Below are 22,534 nucleotides of genomic sequence, written 5' to 3'. Positions count from 1 at the left end.
CCCTGGCCAGGTTCGGGCGGCGCACCGAAAACCACCCCCGGCAGACATAACAAAAACATAACCAGCAATCCAGGCAGATACCGACTCATCCCGATTCCTCCATCGCCCATTGCAGAAATACCGGATCATTCATCAAGAAGGATTCATCCATATCCAGCACCCACTCAATGTCATCCATCTCAGCCAGGACCACCGGCAAGGGTGGATGCCCCATGGTGTCCAGATTGAGCACCAGCACCACCGCCAGCATCACCGAGGCCGCAGCGGCAAGGCCGCCCAGAGGCATCCATCCGTGCCTTTTCCCGGCACCCGCCACCGACCTCGGCCCGGCCCCGGCCTCCGCCCTTGCAAAGGCTTCCCGGCGGGCCCGCTGCAGACGCATTTCCTCCTGCAAGGACAGGCCAGCCTGCCGATCAAGGCTCTGCCGGACCCGGCAGAGCCAGGGCTCCATCTCGCGATCTTCGGGACTCATCGGTAGGCCTCCAGGTGCTGTCGAAGGGTTTGCAGGGCGCGGTGCAGATGGGTCTTCACACTGCCCTCGCTGACGCCCAGTGCCGCCGCCGTGGCGGCGGTATCCAGCCCCTCCCAGTGACGCAACAAAAAGGCTTGCTGCTGTCGAAGGGGCAGTTGTCTCAGGGCCGACTCCAGATCCACGGCAAAACGGCCATTCTCCAGGGACTGGTCCGGGCCGGGGGTGAAGGTATCCGGCAGCGTCAGCATGGGATCTTCCTGGGAGTCATCCCCCAGCCCCAGCACGGCCATCACCCGCTGCCGCACCCGGCGACGCCGGTAAACATCCCGGATGCGGGTCTGCAGGATGCGCCAGAAAAGGGGCTCCCATGCCTCCGCCGACCGGTCGCCGTAACGGGAAATCAGCGCGGTCATGGCATCCTGCACCACATCCAGCGCCGCCTCCCGATCCCCCAGGGCCAGGGCCGCCATCCGTACCCCGCGACCCTGAACCTGTTCCAGGAACCGCTCCAGGGTCGCGGGTGATGCCGCCTCGGCGGGCGTGTCGCCATGCACGTCGGCATCATCCACATACACCTCCGTTCGCAGGGCAAGACCTTGCATCACTGTGACTCCGGCTCGGCATCATGGATCCTTGTCATCGTTTTTCAGCCTCGCTGCTGTTCAAACCAGGCGCGACGCTCTTCGGGTGTCATGTCCCGCAGTCTTTCCCGAAGTTCGAGACGTTCCTGCGGGTCCAGGCTGCGCATCTGTTCACGCATGCTTCGCATATTATCCCGCATGGACTGACGTTCTTCAGGACTCATGGCCTCCCATGCCTGACGCCGTTCCTGAATCTGTTCCCGCATCGCGGCCCGTTTTTCCTCATCCATGCCCCTTGGACCGAATCGCTCGGCACGCTCTGCCCTGAAGGCCTCCCGTTCTTCAGCCGACATGGCCTCCCATGCCGCGCGCTGTTCTTCGCGCCATGCAAGGAATGCCTGGCGATCTTCCGGTGACATGCGGGGATGCTTTGCCTCGCCCCACATCGGATCGCCCCGGCGATCCTGTCTCCAGGAACGCTCCATGGGCCTGTCTTCCGCCACCGGACACTGTGCACGACGCTCGCCACGGGTGGTCCGCATGGCCTCGCGGCAGGCCGCCCAGGCGTCATCGGTCAGATCCCGGCACACCTGCCGGGGGGTATCACGATCCATCGCACCAGGACCACCGGGAGCGGCCATGGCGCCCATGGACAGGGAAAGTGCAACCGCGCCCACCAGTATGGCAGCGCCCGTGACACGGCGGGAAAAAGGCAGTTGGAATGATTTCATGATGGATCTCCTGGTTGAGCCGGCCTCATCATCCGGCCTTCAATCCGCAATACGCGCGGCCATGACATCGGTTGACAAACCCATGGAACGGCATCCCAGACCCTACCCCGTCAATGACATTTCCTGCGGCTACCCCCATGAATTGGTAGAATGATCGGCCTCCCCTCCCCGCACATCGTCATCGAATAAAGAAGGCGCCATGCCTGAAGAAAAGCCCCACCAAGCTGACCCACGCTCACGCGTGGCCAGGGCCATCAAGGAAGGGGATATCAAACAGCTCCTGGACGACGACCGACTTGACCTGGCCGAACTGCTGGAAACCTTGCGAGCCTACCAGCGGGAGCTGGAGCTGCAGAACGAAGAACTTAGAGAGTCACAGGCGCTCAGCCATCGGATTCTGGAAAATTACTCGGCATTCATCGACGGATTACCCATCGCTGCCCTTGTGGTTGACCGATATGGACTCATTCTTCAGGCCAACCGGGAGGCTGAAATCCGATTTGGCTTCAGGCTGCAGCCGGCGCGGCACTACCTGCTACGGCGACTGATTCATCCCGAAGATGAAACAAAGGTCAGCCAGGCCCTCCTGCTGGCCGAGACCCGTGGCCATGCCGATCTGCGCCAGGTCAGGCTGCTGACCAGCCAGGCGCAGAATGGATCGTTTCCGGCGGAACTGCACATCGCCCGGCTGCCGGGACGAGAAAACCGTCCCTGCGAATTTTCCTGTGCCGTGGTGGATCTCACAGAACGGATGCGCCATGAAGAGGCACTGCAAATCGCCCATGAACAACTCAGGGAGCAGGAAACCTGCTACCGCATCGCCGCCGATCACTCCCCCGACTGGGATTACTGGTATCACCCGGAAGGCAGATATGTCTATGTCTCGCCTGGCTGTCAGGACATCTGCGGTTATCCTGCCCAGGTCTTCAAGGACAATCCCCAGTTCATGCAGCAGATCATCATTCCGGAACATCTGGAACAATGGCAGCAGCACCTGGAGGATGTCCTGGAAGCCTCCGCGCACCGAAATGTCTCCATGGAATTCATCATCCGCCGTGCCGATGGACAGCTTCGACACATCGAGCATCAGTGCCAGGCCATCTTTGACAAGGATGGCACCTATCTGGGCCGTCGTGGCGTAAACCGGGATATCACCGCACGCAAGAGGGCTGAAACCCAGGTTGCCCACCTCACCCGGCTTTACAGCACCCGCACGGCGGTCAACCAGGCCATCAACCGCCTGGAGGACGAGCTGCGCCTCCTGAAGACCACGGCACGCATCGCGGTTGAGCGGGGTGGTTTCAGCGCCTGCTTTTTCACCACAAGGACGCGTCCCGGAAAACCTTCCACGGAATGGGCTTCCCACGGCCTGTCACCGGCGCAGCAGGCCTCCATGCCCGTGGAATCCATCTGGGAGTTCATACGCCAGCAGCCCTGGTCCTTCATCAATGAGCACCCTCTTATCTGCAACAACTGCCATCACCTGGATAGCCGCGTGCCCCCCCCGTGGCGCACATGGGCCATCAGCCAGCAAGTCCAGAGTCACGGACATTTTCCACTCTTCGTCGGGGACGAGCTGGTGGCCATGGCCAGCTTTCTTGCCGGAGAAACCGATCACTTCACACCCCAGGTCACCGAACTGCTCAAGGGCGTGGTGGAGGATCTGTCCCATGCCCTGCAGCAAATGGCCCGGGAACGGCAACGCAAGGCCAAGGAGGCGGAATACCAGAAGCAGGAGAGCGAAGCCCGGGCCTTCACCCAGGGCATCATCGACTCGCTCAAAGCCAATATCTGCGTGCTGGACACATCAGGCACCATTGTTGCCGTCAACCGCTCATGGAAGGAGTACGGTCGCATGGGGCACGCCCGGGAAAACAGGATTTCCCAGGGCATCAACTATCTTGAGGTATGCGACCAGGCCGCCGCACGGGGTGATGAGGATGCGGCCCGTGTTGCGGAAGGTATCCGCCGTGTCATCACCGGGGACCTTGAGGGCTACGAAGATGAATATCGCCTTGATCCCCATACCCATATGATCCGGGTCTCCCCCCTGAATAATCCCTCGGCGCAACAACGCTATCTGGTGATCAGTCATCAGGATATCACCGATATCAAGCGCAATCAGACAGCGCTGCTGGAAGCCAAGGAAGAAGCCGAACGGGCCAGCCGCGCCAAATCCGAGTTCCTCTCCAGCATGAGCCACGAACTGCGCACACCGATGAACGCAGTACTGGGGTTTGCCCAACTCATGGAGATCGACCCGGCACTGAATCCCGAACAGCAGGAACACGTTCAGGAAATACTCCGCGGCGGTCGGCACCTGCTGCAGCTGATCAACCAGGTCCTTGATCTGGCCAGCGTGGAAGCGGGCCGAATCGATCTATCCCTGGAGAACGTGTGCATTGAGGAAATCCTGGAGGAATGCATCACCCTGGTCCGGCCTCTGGCAGCAGAACGCCGGATCCGCATCCATGACGCCTGCCCCCCCGGCTGCATCACCCTCGCCGACCGCATGCGCCTCAAGCAGATACTCATCAACCTGCTCTCCAACGGCATCAAGTACAACCGCCAGGGCGGCACGCTCGATATCCGCGGCGAGGATCATCCGCAGGAGGGCACCATCACGGTCAGTGTCACGGATACCGGGCGAGGCATCGCACCGGATCGCCTGTCGGAACTTTTCGAACCCTTCAACCGACTGGATGCCGACGTCATGGAAACGGAAGGAACAGGCATCGGGCTGGCAATCTCCCGGCGCCTTGCCGAAGTGATGGGAGGCCACATCGAAGTCGAGAGTCTGCCGGGCAAGGGCAGTACATTTCGTGTTTGCCTGCCCCGGGGAGAGCAGACCGACAGCTGCACCAGACTCCCCCAGGACGGTAGCCTGGGCGATCACGCAGAACGGGAGCCATCCACCCGCACCATCCTGCATATTGACGACAATCCGGCCAATATCCGGCTGGTGGCACAGTTACTTCGTCGTCACGGCCAACTGCGACTACTCAACTCCCCCAATCCCCGATTCGGTCTTGAACTGGCCGCTGCCCATCAGCCGGATCTGATCCTTCTGGATATCAACATGCCAGAAATGGATGGCTACCAGGTACTCAGAAGACTTCGCACGGACCCTGCCACAACCGGCATTCCCGTCATCGCGCTGACCGCCTGCGCAACCCGCAGGGACATGGAACGAGGGCGCTCGGAAGGTTTCGCTGCCTATCTCACCAAGCCGCTGGAACTGTCCCGGTTCCTTAAGGCCCTGGACGAGGTGCTGCATCAGACGCCGTGTGGCGTATCCCCCCTATCCCGGCACTGACCAAAAGCCGACAGCAGCTTGTCCAGCACCTCCATTCGGAAAGGCTTTTCAATATAGGTACAAAATCCTCGTTCAAGGGCCTCGGAAACCCGCAACTCCCCGGCATCAGCGCTGACGGCCGCCACGGGAATACCGGCCGTATCCTTGTCGGCCCGCAGTTGCCGCAACACCTCGAAACCATGGATATCGGGCAGCCCCAGATCCAACAGGATCAGGCCCGGCAGTTCGGTGCGCGCCAGTGCCAGTGCGGACTGACCATCCCCTGCTTCCAACAGCCGAACCCCGGGGCGCCTGTCCAGCATGCGGCGAACCAGTCGCAGATTGGCGGGATTGTCCTCCACATGAAGCACCTTGAGTGCCCGCACGCACCCCGCGGCAACCTGCCCGCCCCCCGTGCCCGCCTCTTCCGCCATGCCTCCGGGAGGGGGTGGGTGAACGGACTCCGCAGATGACCACTGGAGATCCAGGGTAAAGACACTCCCCTGATCCGGCGCGCTCTTCACATGGATATCCCCCCCCATCATCTGCATCAGACGCAACGACAGGGACAGACCAATCCCGATTCCATCCTCGTTACTGACCTCACGGCTCATGCGGACGAACGGGCGAAACAGGTTTGCAGTCTGTTCCGGCGTCATACCGATGCCGTCATCCTCGACACTGATCAGCACCCGTTGCTGTTGCTGGACGGCGGAGACACGTACCGTTCCTCCGGGATGGTTGTATTTGATGGCATTGGACAGCAGGTTGATCAGTACCTGACGCAGCCGGGTGGGGTCGGCACGAACATGTAACGCCTCCCCCGGAACCACGCTCACGGAGATATCCTTGACCTGGGCCGCCTGCCGCAAGGTGGCTACGCACTCCTGCACGATAGCATCCACGCTGAAGGTGTCTTTCTGAACATGCAGACGCCCGCTCTCCAGCATGGAAAGATCAAGAATATCGTTGATCAGGGCCAGCAGATGCCAGCCGGCGCGCAGAATCTCGCGGATCGGCTCGTTCAGGGCCGGATCCTGGGCATACTCGTGCTCCAGAATCTGGCTGAAACCCAGGATGGCATTGAGCGGCGTCCGCAGCTCGTGACTCATGTGGGAAAGAAAATCGTTCTTGGCCCGGTTGGCCCGTTCCGCCTCATCCCTTGCCTTGGCAAGACGGTATTCATCCCGCTTGCGCTGGGTGATGTCCAACGCCTTCATGCAGACGGCATAGGCCAGCCCCTGTTCATCCCTCAGGGCAAAATGCTGCGCCAGCAGCACAACCTCCCCCATGTCCAGCGTCAGATGATGCTCCCGTTCCAGCACATCGTCCCGACACATGGCCTCATGATCCGCCTGCCGGAACAGTCGGGCCACCGTCACAGGCAGACATTGCTCGTCCACATGACCGATCACCCGGTCCAGTTCCAGATTCAGACCCATCAGGAAATGATGGCTGACGATCTGATAGGAACCGGCGCGATCCTTGACGTAGGCCCACAGGGGAGACTTGTCCATGATCTGCCGCAAGCGGGACTCGCTCTCCCGCATGGCCCGATGGGCTCTGAGCATCTCCGAGTTGTCCCAGAAGGTGACCACGGCACCGCTGTACTGTCCAGCCCTGTCCGTGAAGGGCTGGGCACGCACCAGTTGTTCGGACGGAAGACTGATCTGGGCCTGTTCCGGTTCCCCGGTTGCAATGACCCTCTGCACCAGACTGATCAGATCCGGCAGGCGCCGCAGGGTATCCACCGCCGTGAAAGGACGGGTCAGATCTGCCTCCGTCACCCCAAAGAGTTCCGTGGCACGGGGATTCAGGAGGTCAATGCACAGGTTACGGTCCACGACCAGCAGGGCATAGGGCAGACTGTCCTTGACGTTACGCAGGGTGGTGTTCAGGGTGGCCAGTTCCTCGGTCTTGCCCTGCAACTCCTGATTGACGGTGAACAGCTCCTCGTTGGTGGCCTGTAGCTCTTCGTTGGAAGTTTCCAGCTCCTCATTGGCCGACTGCAGCTCTTCGTTGGTGGACTGCAACTCTTCATTGGCCGATTGCAATTCCTCATTGGTGGTTTCCAGTTCCTCCACCACGGTCTGCAGATGTTCACGGGTGGTCGAGAGCTCATGCTCCAGGGTCTGCACCGCATCGGTTTCCAGCGGCTCCCGCCATCTCGTTGCCTCCGGCGGGCTTCCCTTCCCCGCGTCGCAGGGTTCAAACACCACCAGATACAGATCATCGTCGTCATCGGCAAGCAAGGGGCGTACTGCCAGCCGCAAGGGACCGGTCTCATGGGGTCCCTCCGGACGGACCCGGTGCCCGAACGCCACGGCACCGGTGCGTTTGGCCCGGGAAACCAGGGCTCGCAGATCCAGGGCCAGGGGCCGGGGCAACAGTTCCTGGGCATTGAGACTGGTCTGCCCCGCCCCATGACTCAGAAAATGCCCCGCATTGCCAAAGACTCGCCGGATTTCGAATCGCTCATCCACCAGCAGACCTGGAGGCACATAGGCCTCCAATACCGAGTCCAGGACACGCTGAACCTCGCGACTGGAGCCGGCACCACGTCCACGACCCGGCTGGAAAGCCCCCTTGGCAATGGTGTCCCGCCCGGCGGCGATATAACGGGAGCCCCCGGGTTCACGCCGATACAGCCGCGCCGGCTTGGACAGCGGGCCGAACAGATGTGAACGACCGCCGGGAGTCTCGGAACGCCCCAGAAACAGCACTCCCCCCTCCCGCAGGGCATAGTGGAAACTCTCGAACACCCGCTCCTGCATGGGGGGCTTGAGATAAATGAACAGATTCCGGCAACTGATCAGATCCAGGTGCAGGAAGGGTGGATCCTTCATGAGGTCGTGGCGTGCAAACACGATGGAGTCCCGCAGTATCTGACTGACACGGAACTGCTCTCTGCTACGGGTGAAATAACGCTGCAGCCAGACCGGGTCCAGCACTTCCAGGGTACCGGCGGCATAAAGTCCCCGGCGGGCGTGGGCCAGGGCATCCAGATCCACGTCGGTGGCATAGATCTGCAACTTGAGATCACGACCGCTGGCGCGCAGGGCCTCATGCATCAGGATGCCGATGGAGTATGCCTCTTCACCGGTGGCGCAACCGGGAATCCAGACCCGCAGAGGCTCTCCGGCTGGCTTTTGTTTCACGACTCCGTCGATGGCGCGTTGCAACCCCTTGAACGCCGCTTCATCCCGGAAAAAACTGGTGACCAGAATATGCAGTTCCCGGACCAGAGCATCGGGCTCATCCGGATGTTCATGCAGATATTCCAGGTATTGAAAGAGGGTCTCGGAACCCGTATGGGCCAGACGGCGTTGCAGGCGGCGCAGCATGGTCGCTTCCTTGTACTGGCCGACATCCACCCCGGTGCGACTCCTGACCAGTCGCAGGATGCGCTCCAGTTCTCCGGGATCCCCCAGATCTTCCGGGCGTGGCCCATGCCGTTCGGGAAACTGGGACCCTATCCGCGAAAGGGCCTCGGCAATCCCTTCCGGGGGCAGGACGGCATCCACCAGACCGGTGGCCAGCGCCGCCAGGGGCATTCCCGGGTATTTGGCGGTCTGTTCATCCTGCACGAACACCCTGCCGCCGGCCTGTTTGATGGCCGTAATCCCGTCAGCCCCATCGGAACCGGTGCCGGACAGGATGACCCCCACGGCATGATCGCCCAGTTCGACGGCCAGGGATCGGAACAACAGATCCACGGAAGGCTTGGGGATTCCACGGGTGCTGGTACGACGCAACCGCAACCGGCCATCCTCAAACAGTACATTGAAGGCCGCCGGGGTGATGTACAGGGTATCCGGTCGAGGCACCATGCCATCGGACAGGGACAGCACCTTCAGACGGGTTTCCCTGCCCAGTATCTCCGTCAGCATGCTCTGGTAGTCCGGCGATAGATGCTGGGCCACCACATAGGCCAGGCCGGAATGCACGGGCAACGCCCGGGCCAACCGGCTCAGGGCCTCAATACCTCCCGCGGAGGCACCGATCCCGACCAGGGCCGGCAGGGAAGGCCCACTTTCTCTCAATGGCTCTGGTGCAACAGCCACCTCATGCTCCACCACGGGAGAGGAGACACGCCCCTCGGCTGCATCGTCCTCGGGAGGGTCCGACGGCAATGTAGAGGCCTCTGTACGCACTTCACGTTCCATGGGAGATCAAGCATCCTGAAGACAGTCAGCGTCGATGCTATAACCTTATGCGGTGGTTTCCAAGCGGAGACGCAGCACGCAGTAAAGACGTTCAGCGTTTCCTAAAGCTGCATGGCCATGACCAGGGCATCTTCCCGTCCCTTTTCGGCAGGATAATATCGCTTCCGGATACCCACCTCATTGAATCCCATGGAACGGTAAAGACTGACGGCGGAAACGTTGGATGGGCGAACCTCAAGAAATGCCGTTTCGGTCTGACGCTCCCTGGCGATGTCCAGCAGGGCGCCGAGCAGATAACGACCAAATCCCTGCCCCTGACTTTCAGGACGGACCGTGAGATTGAGCACATGGCACTCACCCACCGCCAGGGACATGACCCCGTAACCGATCAGCTCCCCGGTGGACCGGGTGGTCAGAACCCAGCAGGAATAGCCCACCCGCAGGCAATCCCGGAAGATCCCTTCCGACCAGTAATAGTCATAGGCCCTGGGCTCCACCTCCATCACGGCGCCAAGGTCATTCGCACGCATGGGACGAAGCTGCAACGGGGTGTCGATCTCGGCAAGCATGATGTGATGATCAGGGCCATGCAGCGGGTGGTGTGCCTGGAGCTCCGTGCATCCGCCGCCGGGCCAGGCAAAGGTCATCCCAGGCCTTGCGCTTGTCCAGGGGCTTCCTCAGGAGATAGGCCGGATGATAGGTAACCACTACGGGGATGCCCCGGTAGTCCAGAGGGCGGCCACGCAGAACCCCGAGCGCGGCATCCGTAGCGAGCAGGTTCTGCGCCGCGATCCGTCCCAGGGCAACGATGATCCGGGGCCGGATCAGGGCAATCTGACCATCCAGGAAGGCCCGGCAGGCATCGGCCTCTTCCGGCTTCGGATCGCGGTTGCCGGGCGGACGGCACTTGAGGATATTGGCGATGTAGACGCCCTCCCCGCGGGCCAGACCCAGGGCGGCCAGCATGCTGTCCAGAAGCTTGCCGGCCCGCCCCACGAAGGGCTCGCCACGGCGGTCTTCTTCCGCCCCCGGGGCCTCACCGATAAACAGCCAGGGGGCCTGACGATCGCCGACCCCGAACACAGTCTGTGTGCGGCTTGCCGCCAGTTCGGCGCAGCGGGCGCAGGTCTCGACCTGACGTGACAGGGTTTCCCAGTCGGGTACCCTGTCGCCGGGGGAGACGGCCTGACGGGGAGCAGGTACCGCCTTCGCGGCCGACGGCCGCTCCCGCGGGGGGGCGTCCTCCACCACGGGGGAGCTGGCCTGCCGAAGAACAGGTACCGATTTCTCGGCCAAGGGTGCTTCCACACAGGGGGCACGGGGCACCCATTGCTGGATGCCCATGGCCTCAAGATAACGACGCCGAAGTCCTTCCTCCATGTCGGATCAGACGTCGCCGCGCTGGGGGTGGGCGCGACGATCCGGCATCACCAGACGGTTCAGGGCATTGAGATAGGCCTTGGCCGAGGCGATCACGATATCCGTGTCCGCACCCTGGCCGTTGACGATGCGCCCCGCCTTTTCCAGCCGGACCGTCACCTCGCCCTGGGCATCGGTACCGCTGGTGATGTTGTTCACCGAGTAGAGCAGCAACTGGGTGCCGCTGGGCACGATGGTCTCGATGGCCTTGAAGGCCGCATCCACCGGACCGCTGCCCTCGGCCTGGCCGCTGCGCTCGGCGCCGTCCACGCTGAGGGTGACATTGGCCAGCGGCGTCTCCCCCGTCTCGGAACAGACCCGCATGGACACCAGCTTGAGCTGTTCGCTGTCCATGGCCATGGTCGCCTCCGACACCAGGGCCTGAAGGTCCTCGTCGAAGATCTCGTGCTTCTTGTCCGCCAGTTCCTTGAAGCGGGAAAAGGCCTCGTTCAGTTCCTCCTCGGCGGTGAACTCGATGCCCAGGTCCTTGAGGCGGGTGCGGAAGGCATTGCGACCGGAGTGCTTGCCCAGCACGATGCGGTTTTCCGACCAGCCCACGTCCTGGGCCCGCATGATCTCGTAGGTATCCCGATGCTTGAGCACCCCGTCCTGATGGATGCCGGATTCATGGGCAAAGGCATTGGCACCCACGATCGCCTTGTTGGGCTGCACCGGAAAGCCGGTGATGCTGGACACCAGGCGGGAACAGGGCACGATCTGGGTGGTATCCAGGGTGGTATCGCAGGGGAAGACATCCTGACGGGTGCGTACCGCCATGACGATCTCCTCCAGGGCAGCGTTACCGGCCCGCTCCCCCAGACCGTTGATGGTGCACTCCACCTGACGGGCGCCATGGAGCACGGCGGCCAGGGAGTTGGCCACGGCCACGCCCAGGTCGTTGTGGCAATGGACCGAGAACACGGCCTTGTCCGAGTTGGGTACCCGCTCGATGAGATTCCTCATCAGCTCGCCGAACTGCTGGGGGATGTTGTAACCCACGGTGTCGGGGATGTTGATGGTCCTGGCGCCGGCGTCGATCACCGCCTCGATCACCCGACAGAGAAAGTCCAGCTCGGAACGGCCCGCGTCCTCGGGGGAGAATTCCACGTTATCGGTCCACTGCCGGGCCCGCTTGACGGCGGCCACCGCCTGGGTGAGCACCTCGTCGGGGGACATCTTCAGCTTGTACTGCATGTGGATGGGCGAGGTGGCAAGGAAGGTGTGGATGCGGGCGGAATTGGCCTCCTTGAGGGCCTCGCCGGCGCGATCGATGTCCACGTCCTTGGCCCGGGCCAGACCGCAGACGGTGCTGTCCTGCACCGCGCGGGCCACCGCCCGCACGGATTCGAAGTCACCGGTGCTGGCGGCGGGGAAACCGGCCTCGATGATGTCCACGCGCATCTTTTCCAGCGCCTTGGCGATGCGGACCTTTTCTTCCCGGGTCATGGACGCGCCGGGACTCTGCTCGCCGTCGCGCAAGGTGGTATCGAAGATGAAGAGTTTGTCTTTGCCTGCCATGTTCTGTGACCTCTGCGCGCCGGAGGGATCCGGGCGCTTGCTCTCTGGGGGAAATTCTACATGACCCGCACCCGGCCTGGGGCGGATGTCAATGGGATCAGCGAATGCGTTTGGCCTCGCCAGGCGTGAGAGAGTGTGCCGCTAGCGCGGCAGTCGCAGCAGGGATAGCAGACGGGCAATACGGGATGCGCGCATCCAGGCGCCGCTCCTGGAGGGCGGGGCCTGGATCACACTGTGTTGTGCGCGCGGATCGGTCATGGGGGCATGATTTCTGAACTTGGTTTTGACTCTACCAGAGGCTCCGAAAGGATGCAAAGCCTACCGCAACCATCAACCATTAACGGTTCCCACAAGGCCATGCGGCATACAAGAGCGAGCCCGCCCGCGAATGCCCGGGTTCCTGCCAATACCACTTTCTCCATCCAGGGCCACCCCACCCGGGATTGGACGATCAGGACATTCGGTGGGAAAATACCACCCGTTCCAGAGACACTCGTTCCCCCCTCAGTCAGGACCTCGCCCATGCCCGCCCGACTCATCGATGGCCGCGCCATTGCCCAGACCGTTCAACAGGAAGTCCGCCAGGCGGTGGAAGCCCGTCTTGCCGCGGGCAAGCGGGCCCCCGGGCTGGCCGTGGTGCTGGTGGGAGACGACCCGGCTTCCCATGTCTATGTCCGCAACAAACGCCGCACCTGCGAAGCCATCGGCATGGAATCCCGCTCCGTCGACCTGCCGGACAACGTCTCCCTGGGAGACCTGCTGGACGTGATCGATGAACTCAATGCCGACCCCACCGTGGACGGCATCCTGGTCCAGCAGCCCCTGCCCAGGCATATCGATACCGAGCAGGTGGTGGAGCGCATGGACCCGGCCAAGGACGTGGATGGCTTCCATCCCTACAACATGGGCCGGCTGGCCCTGCGCCTGCCCCGCCTGCGCCCCTGCACCCCCTATGGCGTGCTGCGACTGCTGGAAACCACGGGGGAAACCTACAAGGGCCGTCACGCGGTGATCGTGGGCGCCTCCAACATCGTCGGCCGCCCCATGGCCCTGGAACTGATGCTGGCGGGCGCCACGGTCACGATCTGCCATCGTTTCAGCACCGACACCCCGGAACATGTGGGTCGCGCGGACATCGTGGTGGCCGCGGCGGGCAAGCCGGGACTGGTGCGCGGGGACTGGATCAAGCCGGGGGCCACCGTGATCGACGTGGGCATCAACCGGCTGGAGGACGGCAGTCTGGCGGGAGACGTGGAATTCGATGCAGCGGCGCAACGGGCCGCCTGGATCACCCCGGTCCCCGGCGGCGTGGGGCCGATGACCGTGGCGATGCTGATGAAGAACACCCTGCAGGCCTGTGAGGACGCGGAGCGGGTGGCCAGCTGTTTCCTGCCCTGAACCTGTCCCCTCGCCCCACCCCCTCTCCCGCAAGGGGAGAGGGACTTTGCTGTTCCCTCAGCCGCGGCGCCAGGTGGTGCCGCCCGGGCCATCCTCCAGTACCACGCCCTGTTCCTTGAGGGCATCCCGAATCCGGTCCGCCTCGGCAAAATCCTTGCGCCGACGGGCCTCCAGACGGGCCTCGATCAGGGCCTGGATCCCGGCCTCGTCCGGTCCCTCGCCGGCCCCCCCCTGCAGATAGGCGTCCGGGTCCGATCCCAGAATCCCCAGCACCCCGCCCAGTTCCCGCAGCAATCCGGCCAGACGCCCCGCCGCTTCCGGCTGACTGTCCCGCAGCCGGTTCACCTCATGGGCGATGTCGAACAGCACCGACAGCGCCACCGGCGTGTTGAAGTCATCCTGCATGGCGGCATCGAACCGGCTCCGGAACGACGCCCCCTCCCCTTCCGGCGGCAGCGGCGGCATCCCCCGCAAGGCGGTGTACAGACGGTTCAGGGCGGAACGGGCATTGTTGAGCGGCTCGTCACTGTAGTTGAGCGGGCTGCGATAGTGACTGCCCAGGATGAAATACCGCACCTCCTCGGGCCGGTAATGTTCCAGCACCTGGCGCACTGTGAAGAAATTGCCCAGGGACTTGGACATCTTCTCCTCGTTCACCCGCACGAAACCGTTGTGCATCCAGTAATTCACATAATGTTCGCAGGAGGCCGCCTCGCTCTGGGCGATCTCGTTCTCATGGTGGGGGAACTGCAGATCCTGCCCGCCCCCATGGATATCGAAATGATGCCCCAGATAATGGGTGGACATGGCCGAGCATTCGATATGCCAGCCGGGCCGCCCCGGTCCCCAGGGCGAGTCCCAGGCCGGCTCGCCGGGCTTGGCCGCCTTCCAGAGCACGAAATCCAGCGGGTCCCGCTTGGACTCGTCCGGCGCCACCCGCTCGCCCGCCCGCAGATCCTCGATCCGCTTGCCCGACAGTTTGCCGTACCCATCGAACAGAGAGACGCTGTAATACACGTCCCCGTTATCCCCCACATAGGCAAAGCCCCGTCTGAGCAGGGTGCCGATCATGTGCAGGATGTCGTGGATGTGGGCCGTGGCCCGGGGCTCAAAGCTGGGCCGCGCCACCCCCAGGGCATCGGCGTCCTCGTGCATGGCCTGGATGAAACGGTCGGTCAGGGCCTCGATGGATTCACCGTTTTCCGCCGCGCGGCGGATGATCTTGTCATCGATGTCGGTGATGTTGCGCACATAGGTCACCTCATAGCCCAGGGCCTGAAGGTAACGGTAGACCACATCGAACACCACCAGCACCCGGGCATGGCCCAGGTGACAGTAGTCATACACCGTCATGCCGCAGACATACATGCGCACCTTGCCGGGTTCCATGGACTGGAACGGGTCCTTGCGACGGGTGAGGGTGTTGTAGATATGGAGCATCGAGGATTCTGTCTCTGGTTCGTCAGGGGATTGATCTTATCAAGCCGATGGATACGGAGCCATCACCCCGGGCTTTGCCCGTCCGCCCGCTAGCGGCTATCATCGCAGATCGTCAAACGGTATACCGACGGACATCCACCAATGAAATCAATGATTCGACAGCTTGCCCTTTGCCTCACCCTGCTGTCTGCAACCATGGGAACTCAAGTCATGGCCGAAAACACTGCCCCCAGGGTCACCATCGAGACCACCAAGGGCACCATCGTCCTTGAACTCTACGCCGACAAGGCCCCCGAGACCGTCGCCAACTTCCTGGCCTATGCCAATGACGGCTTCTATGACGGCACCATCTTCCACCGGGTGATCCCCGGCTTCATGGTCCAGGGTGGCGGCTTCACCCAGGACATGCAGCAAAAGCCCACCAAGGACCCGATCCGCAACGAGGCTAACAACGGCCTGAGCAACGAAGTGGGCACCGTGGCCATGGCCCGTACCCCCAATCCCCATTCCGCCACGGCCCAGTTCTTCATCAATGTCCAGCACAACCGCTTCCTGGACTTCACCGCCGAGACACCCCAGGGCTGGGGCTATGCCGTATTCGGCAAGGTGGTGGAAGGCATGGACGTGGTGGAAAGCATCGTTGCCGTGCCCACCGGCAACCACGGCATGCATCAGGATGTCCCCCGCGAACCCGTCATCATGACCCGCGTCAGCGCCGAGTGACCCCACGGCTGTGAGCGAGACGCTATTCATATCGGACCTGCATCTGGACAAGGATCGTCCTCACAGCCTGCGGCTCTTCGAACGTTTTCTGCAAACCCGCGTACCCGGTGCGGATGCCCTTTACATCCTGGGCGACCTGTTCGAGTACTGGGTGGGCGACGATGATCCGGCGGAACATCTGAAACAGGCCTTCGACCTGCTCAAGTCACTGAGCGACCGGGGCATGCCCCTGTACTTCGTTCACGGCAACCGGGATTTTCTGGTGGGCGAGGCCTTTGCCCGGCGCTGCGGCTGCCGGCTGCTGGACACGGAGACGGTGGTGGACCTCTACGGCACCCCTACCCTGATCATGCACGGCGACAGCCTGTGCACCGACGACGTGGACTACATGGCCTTTCGCGCCATGGTTCGGGACCCGAAGTGGCAGGCCGCGTTCCTGGCCCGCCCCCTGCCCCAGCGTCATGCCGAGGCGGAAGAAGCCAGGGCCCGGAGCCGTTCCTCCACCCGCGGCAAGTCCGCGGATATCACTGACGTGAACAGCCGTGCCGTGGAAGATGCCCTGCGCCGCCATGGTGTCCACACCCTGATCCACGGCCATACCCACCGGCCCGCCATTCATGATCTCAGTGTGGATGGCCACCCCGCCCGCCGCATTGTGCTGCACGACTGGTACGACACAGGGGGAGTGCTGGTGTGCCGCCCGGACGGGATGTCGCTGGCTCCCCTCTGAAACGATTTCCCGGGTAGCGGCGACCATCCGGCGTTTATCGAAACGCCTGGGTGACGGTAGGCGGTATCCGGCGGTCGACACGGTCACAGTGACCGCCGGATTCAGGCAACCCCCGGATGGGGGAAGGCTCCGGTGACAAAGCTCACACGCACTGCCCCGCCGCGTGGCCCGATGACCAGGCCCACTGGAAGTTGTACCCGCCCAGATGCCCCGTCACGTCCATCACCTCGCCGATGAAATACAGCCCCGGAAGATCCCGGCAGGCCATGCTCTTCGACGACAGGGCGTCCGTATCCACCCCACCCACGGTCACCTCCGCGGTCCGATACCCCTCCGTGCCGGACGGCCACACGGTCCAGTGCTTGCAGGCGGCCTCCACCGCCTCGATGTCCCTGGTGGTGAGCTGCTCCAGCGGCTTGTCCTCCACCCAGCACTCGCACCAGCGCTGCGCCACCCGCCGGGTCAGGTGCTGCCCCAGCAGGGTCTTGAGGGCCATTTTGGGCCGCTCACGGCGCAGACAATCGATATGGGACACCAGATCCAGCCCCGGCAACAGGTCGATCTCTACCGGCAGACCCGGTTCCCAATAGGACGAGGCCTGCAGCACGGCGGGGCCACTGAGTCCGCGGTGGGTGAACAGGAGGTTTTCCCTGAAGCCGTACCCCGCCACGGTCACCCGTGCCTCCAGGGCGATGCCGGAAAGATCACGCACCCGTTCCAGGGTGCGGCCGGACAGAGTCAGGGGCACCAGGGCGGGTCGGGGAGGATGCACGGTCATGCCCAGGGAACGCGCCAGTACCATGCCGAAATCGGTGGCACCGAGGGTGGGGATTGAGCAACCGCCGGTGGCGATCACCAGGGACTCGCAGCTCACGGGCCCCTGAGGGCAGAGCATCTGGTGGGGCTCACCGATTTGAAGATCGCTGACCGGGCTGCGGGTCTCGATACGCACATCGCCGGACCGGCACTCATCCAGCAGCATGCGCAGGATGTCCTTGGCGGAATGGTCGCAGAACAGCTGGCCGTGGCTGCGCTCGTGATAAGCGATGCCGTAACGCTCCACCAGGGCAATGAAATCCACCGGGGTATAGCGGCTCAGGGCGGATTTGACGAAATGGGGGTTACGGCACAGATAGTTTTCCGGGCCCACATGACGATTGGTGAAATTGCAGCGCCCGCCGCCGGACATGAGGATCTTCTTGCCCACCTTGTTGGCGTGGTCCAGCACCAGCACTCGCCTGCCTCGGGCGCCTGCGACGGCAGCGCACATGAGCCCGGAGGCCCCGGCGCCGATGATGACCACATCGAAGTGGCGAGCCATGGGGGGATGATTCATGGGGGGCGATTCTAGATCAGACAGGCGGGAAAATGATAAGCCCTTTTTCCCGAGGGGACTGCTCCGGATCCGTCATTCCCCTGCTGGCAACGCCCTGTCATTCCCATGCTGACAATCCTTCGTCATTCCCGCTTGCGCGGGACTGACGAAGGGAGCATTGAGGCGACAAAAGAGGAACAACATGGAACTTACAATATTGAATAAGTCCAATTATCATAACGGTAAGCCGCCCAAAAAAAGGATTGCCCCCATGTTCCGCACCAGCCTGCTCACCCTGCTCGTACTCCTGATCACCTGGACCGCCCCCGCCGGGGCGCGGGAGGACCGGGTGGTGGCCACCTTTTCCATACTGGGCGACCTGGTCAGGGAAGTCGCCGGTGAAGACATCACCGTTGACGTGCTGACCCCGGTGGGTGCCGAGGTCCACGACTGGGAACTCACGCCACGGAACTTCATGAGCCTGGAACGGGCAGATATCGTTTTCTACAACGGTTTGGATCTGGAACAGTGGATGCCTCAGGTGAAAGGCACCGTGCGCCAACGGACCCCCGTGATCGCTGTCGCCGAAGCCTCCGGATTCGAGACCCGCCCCATCATCACCGGCGAATTCGCGGGCGTGCCCGATCCCCACCTGTGGATGGACCCACGGGCGGCCGCCGCCTACGGCCATGCCATCGCCACAGCCCTGGCCGGACAATGGCCGGAGCAGGCCCGGGATTTCCGGCAACGGGCCGACCGTCTGGAACAACGCCTGCTGGCCCTGCATGAAGAACTCGAACAGACCCTGGCCGACATCCCCGATGATCAGCGCCTGCTGATCACCAGCGAGGCTGCCTTCGTCTACTTTGCCGCCGCCTATGGTTTCGAGCATGACGGGGTCTGGGGTACCAATGCGGAAACCGAAGGCTCCCCCAGACAACTCATGCGCATCGTGGACCGGGTACGCGAAAGCCAGCCCCGGACCCTATTCTGGGAAAGCACGATTTCGGACCGGCATGTGCGTAGCGTGGCCGCCGACACCGGCGTGGCCGTGGCAGGACCGCTCTACGTGGACTCCCTGGGAGAACCCGGTAGCGGTGCCGAAGATTATGCCGCCATGATGCGCCATAATGCCGCCTTGCTGCGCCGGCATCTGGGCACACCATGAGGAAACCCGATGTGGTCCTGAGACTGACACCCAAACCCATGGCCGTCGAGGTGAAACACCTGAGCGCCGCCTATGACGGCCAGCCCGTGCTGGAGGATGTGGATGTCGCCCTGCCCACGGGCAAGTGGACCGCCATTATCGGCCCCAATGGTGCCGGCAAGTCCACCCTGTTCCGCATCCTGCTGGGGGTGATGAAACCGCTGCGCGGAGAGGTCACGGTGCACGGAGAGGACCCGGCCCGGCAGCGCCGCCTGGGGCATATCGCCTACATGGCCCAGCAGGAAGCGGTGGAATGGGATTTCCCCATCTCCGTGCAGGACACGGTGCTGACGGGACGTTTCGGGCATATGCGTGGAGATCCCTGGTGGCGCCAAATGCTGTCGCCCCGCTGGGCCGAACCCCACCACTGGAAGGTGGTGCACCGGTGCCTTGAGGCGGTGAACATGCAGGACTTCGCCCACCGCCCCATCGGTGCCCTCTCCGGGGGACAGAAAAAGCGCGTGCTACTGGCCCGGGCCCTGGCCCAGGAAGCCCGGCTGCTGCTGCTTGATGAACCCCTGGCCGGAGTGGATACCGCCAGTGAACGGCTGATCCTGGACCTGCTGGCCCGGCAGCGGGCCGCCGGTTGCACGGTGGTGATGGTCACTCACGACATGGACAGTGCCCGACGCTATGCCGATCAGGTACTGCTGATCAATCGCACCATCGTGGGCATGGGCGCGCCCGACAACATGCTGGTGGATGAGATGCTGGCACGCACGGCGGTGGCCGGGTGGCGCCCGGTAGCCCGGCGCGACCCACCCCTGGAGGCCTTTCCATGATGGAGATCCTGGAAACCCTGGGTATCGGGCTGATCGACGCCCTGCTGTGGGTGCTGATGCTGGGAGTGGGCCTGCTGCCCGACACCCTGGCGGAACCCTTCAGTTACAGCTTCATGCAGCGAGCCCTGCTCACCGCCATCCTGGTGGGCGCCATCTGCGGCCTGCTGTCCTGCTTTGTGGTGCTCAAGCGCTGGTCGCTGCTGGGAGACGCGATCTCCCATGCGGTCCTGCCCGGCGTAGCCATTGCCTATCTGCTGGGCTGGCCCTTTTTCATCGGCGCCTTCATCGCCGGCGCCCTCACCTCGGTGGGCATCGGCGCCCTGGAGAGACACACCCGGCTCAAGGCGGATGCCGCCATGGGGCTCATGTTTACCGCGGCCTTCGCCCTGGGCGTGGTCATCATCGGCAAGATCGCCACCAACACCCACCTCATGCACATCCTGTTCGGCAACGTGCTGGGCGTCCAGTACCCCGCCCTGCTGCTGACCCTGTTCTCGGGACTGCTGGCATTGCTGGCGGTATGGGCCTTCTACCGGCCGCTGCTGCTGTACACCTTCGACCCCATGCAGGCCCAGGCCCTGGGCTTCAACACCGGGCTGATCCATTACGGGTTGATCCTGCTGCTGACCCTGACCATCGTCGCCAGCCTGGAAACCGTGGGAATCATCCTGGTGGTGGCCATGCTCATCACGCCGGGGGCCACCGCCCACCTGCTGACGGAACGGCTGACCACCATGATGATGCTGTCGGTGGCCGTCGGCGTGACCGCATCGGTGGTGGGACTCTACCTGTCCTTCAGGCTGGACGTGGCATCGGGAGGCGCCATCGTGCTGGTGGCGGCGGCCCTGTTCCTGATCACCCTGCTGCTGGCACCCCGCCATGGCCTGCTTGCGCGGTGGTGGCGTGCCAAGCGCCTAAAAATCATCGACGAAAAGAAATTTATAAACCAGGACTCTTGACAATCAACACGGCCGTCACATAATGAGTCTCAGGGAAGAAATGAAACGAAAGGGAATTCGATGCGTACTTTCCGCCTTCTGGCTGGCCTGTCTTTGTTCGGCTTATTTTTCTGTGCTGCCGCGCCGGCTCACTCCGAACTGCCTCTTACTGTAGAAGAGCTCATCACCGCCAAGAAAAAGATCAGACTTGATCTTTCCCTTTCCTATGCCAATACGGACAGCAAGCATCTCTCTACCGGCGATCCAATTCTGATACAGATCGGCCCGACTGCATTCATCACACTACCTGGCATAGTCTCCGAAAATACGTGGAACATGGACACCTTGGCCGGCAGCATTGGTTTGCGTCATGGTCTGACGGGAGACACTGAAATATATGCCCGATCGACCTTCATCAAGCACTGGTATCGCCATGACAACGGAGAAACCTCTTCCAGTCACAGTGAATCCCGATTTGCCGATGCATGGATGGGTCTCAATCACCGCCCACCTATACAGATGGGTTGGTCCGCGCAATTGGCAGTGGTGCAACAGCTGGATTTTATAACTCAATAATACCAATCAGGGCGCTTGGGGAGCCTCTATCCTATGGTTTAGGAGCGCTTGGGGCAGCATCTTGGTATCATTGGTAGCCACGAAAAACATTGAGGCGTCCATCTCACGATGGCCGCCTCCAGAAAGAAGACAATCATGAATCATGAAATCCTCATTCATTTTCTTATAGTGCCCATGGTAATCGTAATTGGCTTACTCGCAAAAATCTGCGCAATCCAAAAATACAACCCACTAACCTTTTCACTCATACCATTCATACTCACAATAACAACAACATTTTACTCATACCAAATACATAATTATGGAATCCATGAATCACTATGGAGATCCACTATAGTGGCCATATTTGCCACTGCAACATTCTTCCTTTTCCATAAATTATCCAAAAATCAAAAAAGGAATCAATGACCTCCCTGCCGTCACTCCCGCCAAGGCGGGAGTTCAGAAATCCCCATATAACGCAGGATTCTCGCATTCGAAAAAATAGCTTGTTCAGAACCCCCCCAGGCCGCAAACTCAGATCAAATCATTTGAAATGACCCCAACAATCAAAAAATCCAACCTTTGCTGCATACTGACAACAGCTCTGTGGTGGTGTGGTGCCTTGCATGCGGACGGAATACCATTCGAAGAGTTCTCGGGTGTATTACTCAGCACTCACTCAACCATGGGTACCATAGCGGTCAGAAGCTGGAAACAGCTTCGGGATGACAGGATCGTCAAACAGGAACTGGACTATTCCTGTGGAGCAGCATCACTGGCCACCCTGCTGAACGAATTCTACGGTCAAAACCTGACCGAAATAGATCTGCTCAAAGCCATGAATAAGGGCGATGGGCGAGCAAGCTTCGAAGACATGCAGCAGGCGCTGCCACAATTCGGTTTCAAGGCACAAGGATTTGCAGCAAGCTGGAAACAAATGACCAGTTTACGGATACCTGTGGTGGTCTACCTGAAGCACCGCAAGGACGATCACTTCTCGGTATTGCGCGGTATCAGCGATGACGTGGTATGGCTTTCAGATCCCAGTCTGGGCAACCGCACCTTCAGTCGGAGTCAGTTCCTGGCCATGTGGGAGACGCGCCATGACCACCCGCAACACCCTGAACTGTCAGGCAAGTTTCTGGCAATTTTACCTCTTGGCGGGGAGGACTCCATGCAGAAGGATTTTTTCACGCGCACCCCCGAACGTCAGAGTGCCCAAGCCGTTAATCAACTGATCTTCAGATCATCTCCCTGACAT

At 62.0% G+C, this 22,534-nt stretch carries 18 protein-coding genes; 9 read left to right on the top strand and 9 right to left on the bottom strand.

Features of this window, described 5'->3' with window-relative positions; genetic code table 11:
- Positions 1-85: 85 nt before the first annotated feature.
- Genes CKO35_RS02855 through CKO35_RS02845 form a run of 3 tightly spaced genes read right to left on the bottom strand, consistent with a single transcriptional unit; the run spans position 86 to position 1,784 of the window.
- Positions 86-472: a hypothetical protein gene (locus CKO35_RS02855; RefSeq protein WP_200172406.1), complete on the bottom strand. Its 387-nt coding sequence runs from the start codon at positions 470-472 to the stop codon at positions 86-88.
- Entirely contained in the window at positions 469-1,074 is a 606-nt protein-coding gene (locus tag CKO35_RS02850) for an RNA polymerase sigma factor (RefSeq protein WP_200172403.1), read from the bottom strand. Before CKO35_RS02850 ends, CKO35_RS02855 begins: the two co-directional genes overlap by 4 nt.
- A 44-nt stretch (positions 1,075-1,118) precedes the next feature.
- On the bottom strand, positions 1,119-1,784 hold the full coding sequence (locus CKO35_RS02845; RefSeq protein WP_200172401.1) for a type 2 periplasmic-binding domain-containing protein: 666 nt from the start codon (positions 1,782-1,784) through the stop codon (positions 1,119-1,121).
- A gap of 199 nt (positions 1,785-1,983) precedes the next feature.
- Between CKO35_RS02845 and CKO35_RS02840 the strand changes: the two genes are divergently transcribed.
- Positions 1,984-5,100 carry a PAS domain S-box protein gene (locus CKO35_RS02840; protein WP_200172399.1) on the top strand — a complete coding sequence of 1,039 codons (3,117 nt, stop codon included), beginning with the start codon at positions 1,984-1,986 and terminating at the stop codon, positions 5,098-5,100.
- On the opposite strand, the gene CKO35_RS02835 is transcribed toward CKO35_RS02840, so the two are convergent.
- The 4 genes from CKO35_RS02835 to CKO35_RS02820 all read right to left on the bottom strand — a co-directional run bounded on the left by CKO35_RS02835 (position 5,061) and on the right by CKO35_RS02820 (position 12,182).
- Entirely contained in the window at positions 5,061-9,245 is a 4,185-nt protein-coding gene (locus CKO35_RS02835; protein ID WP_200172397.1) for a chemotaxis protein CheB, read from the bottom strand. The genes CKO35_RS02840 and CKO35_RS02835 overlap by 40 nt on opposite strands.
- A gap of 101 nt (positions 9,246-9,346) precedes the next feature.
- Positions 9,347-9,814, bottom strand: a complete 468-nt coding sequence (rimI, locus tag CKO35_RS02830; protein ID WP_200172395.1) for a ribosomal protein S18-alanine N-acetyltransferase — start codon at positions 9,812-9,814, stop codon at positions 9,347-9,349.
- A gap of 10 nt (positions 9,815-9,824) precedes the next feature.
- Positions 9,825-10,589, bottom strand: a complete 765-nt coding sequence (locus tag CKO35_RS02825; RefSeq protein ID WP_420870734.1) for a uracil-DNA glycosylase — start codon at positions 10,587-10,589, stop codon at positions 9,825-9,827.
- A gap of 42 nt (positions 10,590-10,631) precedes the next feature.
- Entirely contained in the window at positions 10,632-12,182 is a 1,551-nt protein-coding gene (locus tag CKO35_RS02820; RefSeq protein WP_008930708.1) for a 2-isopropylmalate synthase, read from the bottom strand.
- Positions 12,183-12,704: 522 nt separating this feature from the next.
- On the opposite strand from CKO35_RS02820, the gene folD reads away from it, so the two are divergent.
- Positions 12,705-13,580, top strand: coding sequence for a bifunctional methylenetetrahydrofolate dehydrogenase/methenyltetrahydrofolate cyclohydrolase FolD (gene folD, locus CKO35_RS02815; RefSeq protein WP_200172391.1), 876 nt, complete (start codon positions 12,705-12,707; stop codon positions 13,578-13,580).
- A gap of 57 nt (positions 13,581-13,637) precedes the next feature.
- On the opposite strand, the gene cysS is transcribed toward folD, so the two are convergent.
- Entirely contained in the window at positions 13,638-15,020 is a 1,383-nt protein-coding gene (gene cysS / locus CKO35_RS02810) for a cysteine--tRNA ligase (RefSeq protein ID WP_200172389.1), read from the bottom strand.
- Between the two features lie 150 nt (positions 15,021-15,170).
- Between cysS and CKO35_RS02805 the strand changes: the two genes are divergently transcribed.
- Both CKO35_RS02805 and CKO35_RS02800 read left to right on the top strand, forming a co-directional pair.
- Entirely contained in the window at positions 15,171-15,743 is a 573-nt protein-coding gene (locus CKO35_RS02805) for a peptidylprolyl isomerase (protein ID WP_420870733.1), read from the top strand.
- Between the two features lie 10 nt (positions 15,744-15,753).
- Positions 15,754-16,473, top strand: coding sequence for a UDP-2,3-diacylglucosamine diphosphatase (locus tag CKO35_RS02800; RefSeq protein ID WP_200172385.1), 720 nt, complete (start codon positions 15,754-15,756; stop codon positions 16,471-16,473).
- Positions 16,474-16,615: 142 nt separating this feature from the next.
- Here CKO35_RS02800 and CKO35_RS02795 read toward each other — a convergent pair whose 3' ends face one another.
- Positions 16,616-17,809 (bottom strand): BaiN/RdsA family NAD(P)/FAD-dependent oxidoreductase, encoded by a 1,194-nt coding sequence (locus tag CKO35_RS02795; protein ID WP_242466979.1) that lies wholly within the window; start codon positions 17,807-17,809, stop codon positions 16,616-16,618.
- Between the two features lie 250 nt (positions 17,810-18,059).
- Between CKO35_RS02795 and CKO35_RS02790 the strand changes: the two genes are divergently transcribed.
- The 5 genes from CKO35_RS02790 to CKO35_RS02770 all read left to right on the top strand — a co-directional run bounded on the left by CKO35_RS02790 (position 18,060) and on the right by CKO35_RS02770 (position 22,531).
- Entirely contained in the window at positions 18,060-18,956 is an 897-nt protein-coding gene (locus CKO35_RS02790) for a metal ABC transporter solute-binding protein, Zn/Mn family (protein WP_200172382.1), read from the top strand.
- Positions 18,957-18,967: 11 nt separating this feature from the next.
- Entirely contained in the window at positions 18,968-19,777 is an 810-nt protein-coding gene (locus CKO35_RS02785) for an ATP-binding cassette domain-containing protein (protein WP_200172534.1), read from the top strand.
- The gene (locus CKO35_RS02780; RefSeq protein ID WP_200172380.1) at positions 19,774-20,736 is read left to right on the top strand and encodes a metal ABC transporter permease; all 963 of its coding nucleotides are present in this window, start codon (positions 19,774-19,776) and stop codon (positions 20,734-20,736) included. Before CKO35_RS02785 ends, CKO35_RS02780 begins: the two co-directional genes overlap by 4 nt.
- 60 nt (positions 20,737-20,796) lie before the next feature.
- Positions 20,797-21,291, top strand: coding sequence for a hypothetical protein (locus CKO35_RS02775; RefSeq protein ID WP_200172378.1), 495 nt, complete (start codon positions 20,797-20,799; stop codon positions 21,289-21,291).
- Positions 21,292-21,826: 535 nt separating this feature from the next.
- Positions 21,827-22,531 carry a C39 family peptidase gene (locus CKO35_RS02770; protein ID WP_200172376.1) on the top strand — a complete coding sequence of 235 codons (705 nt, stop codon included), beginning with the start codon at positions 21,827-21,829 and terminating at the stop codon, positions 22,529-22,531.
- The last annotated feature ends 3 nt before the right edge of the window (positions 22,532-22,534 follow it).

This window comes from Ectothiorhodospira shaposhnikovii, assembly GCF_016584105.1.
Lineage (GTDB): Bacteria > Pseudomonadota > Gammaproteobacteria > Ectothiorhodospirales > Ectothiorhodospiraceae > Ectothiorhodospira > Ectothiorhodospira shaposhnikovii.
The sequence above is the reverse complement of the archived record's forward strand: the minus strand, read 5'-3'. Positions and strand labels throughout refer to the sequence as shown.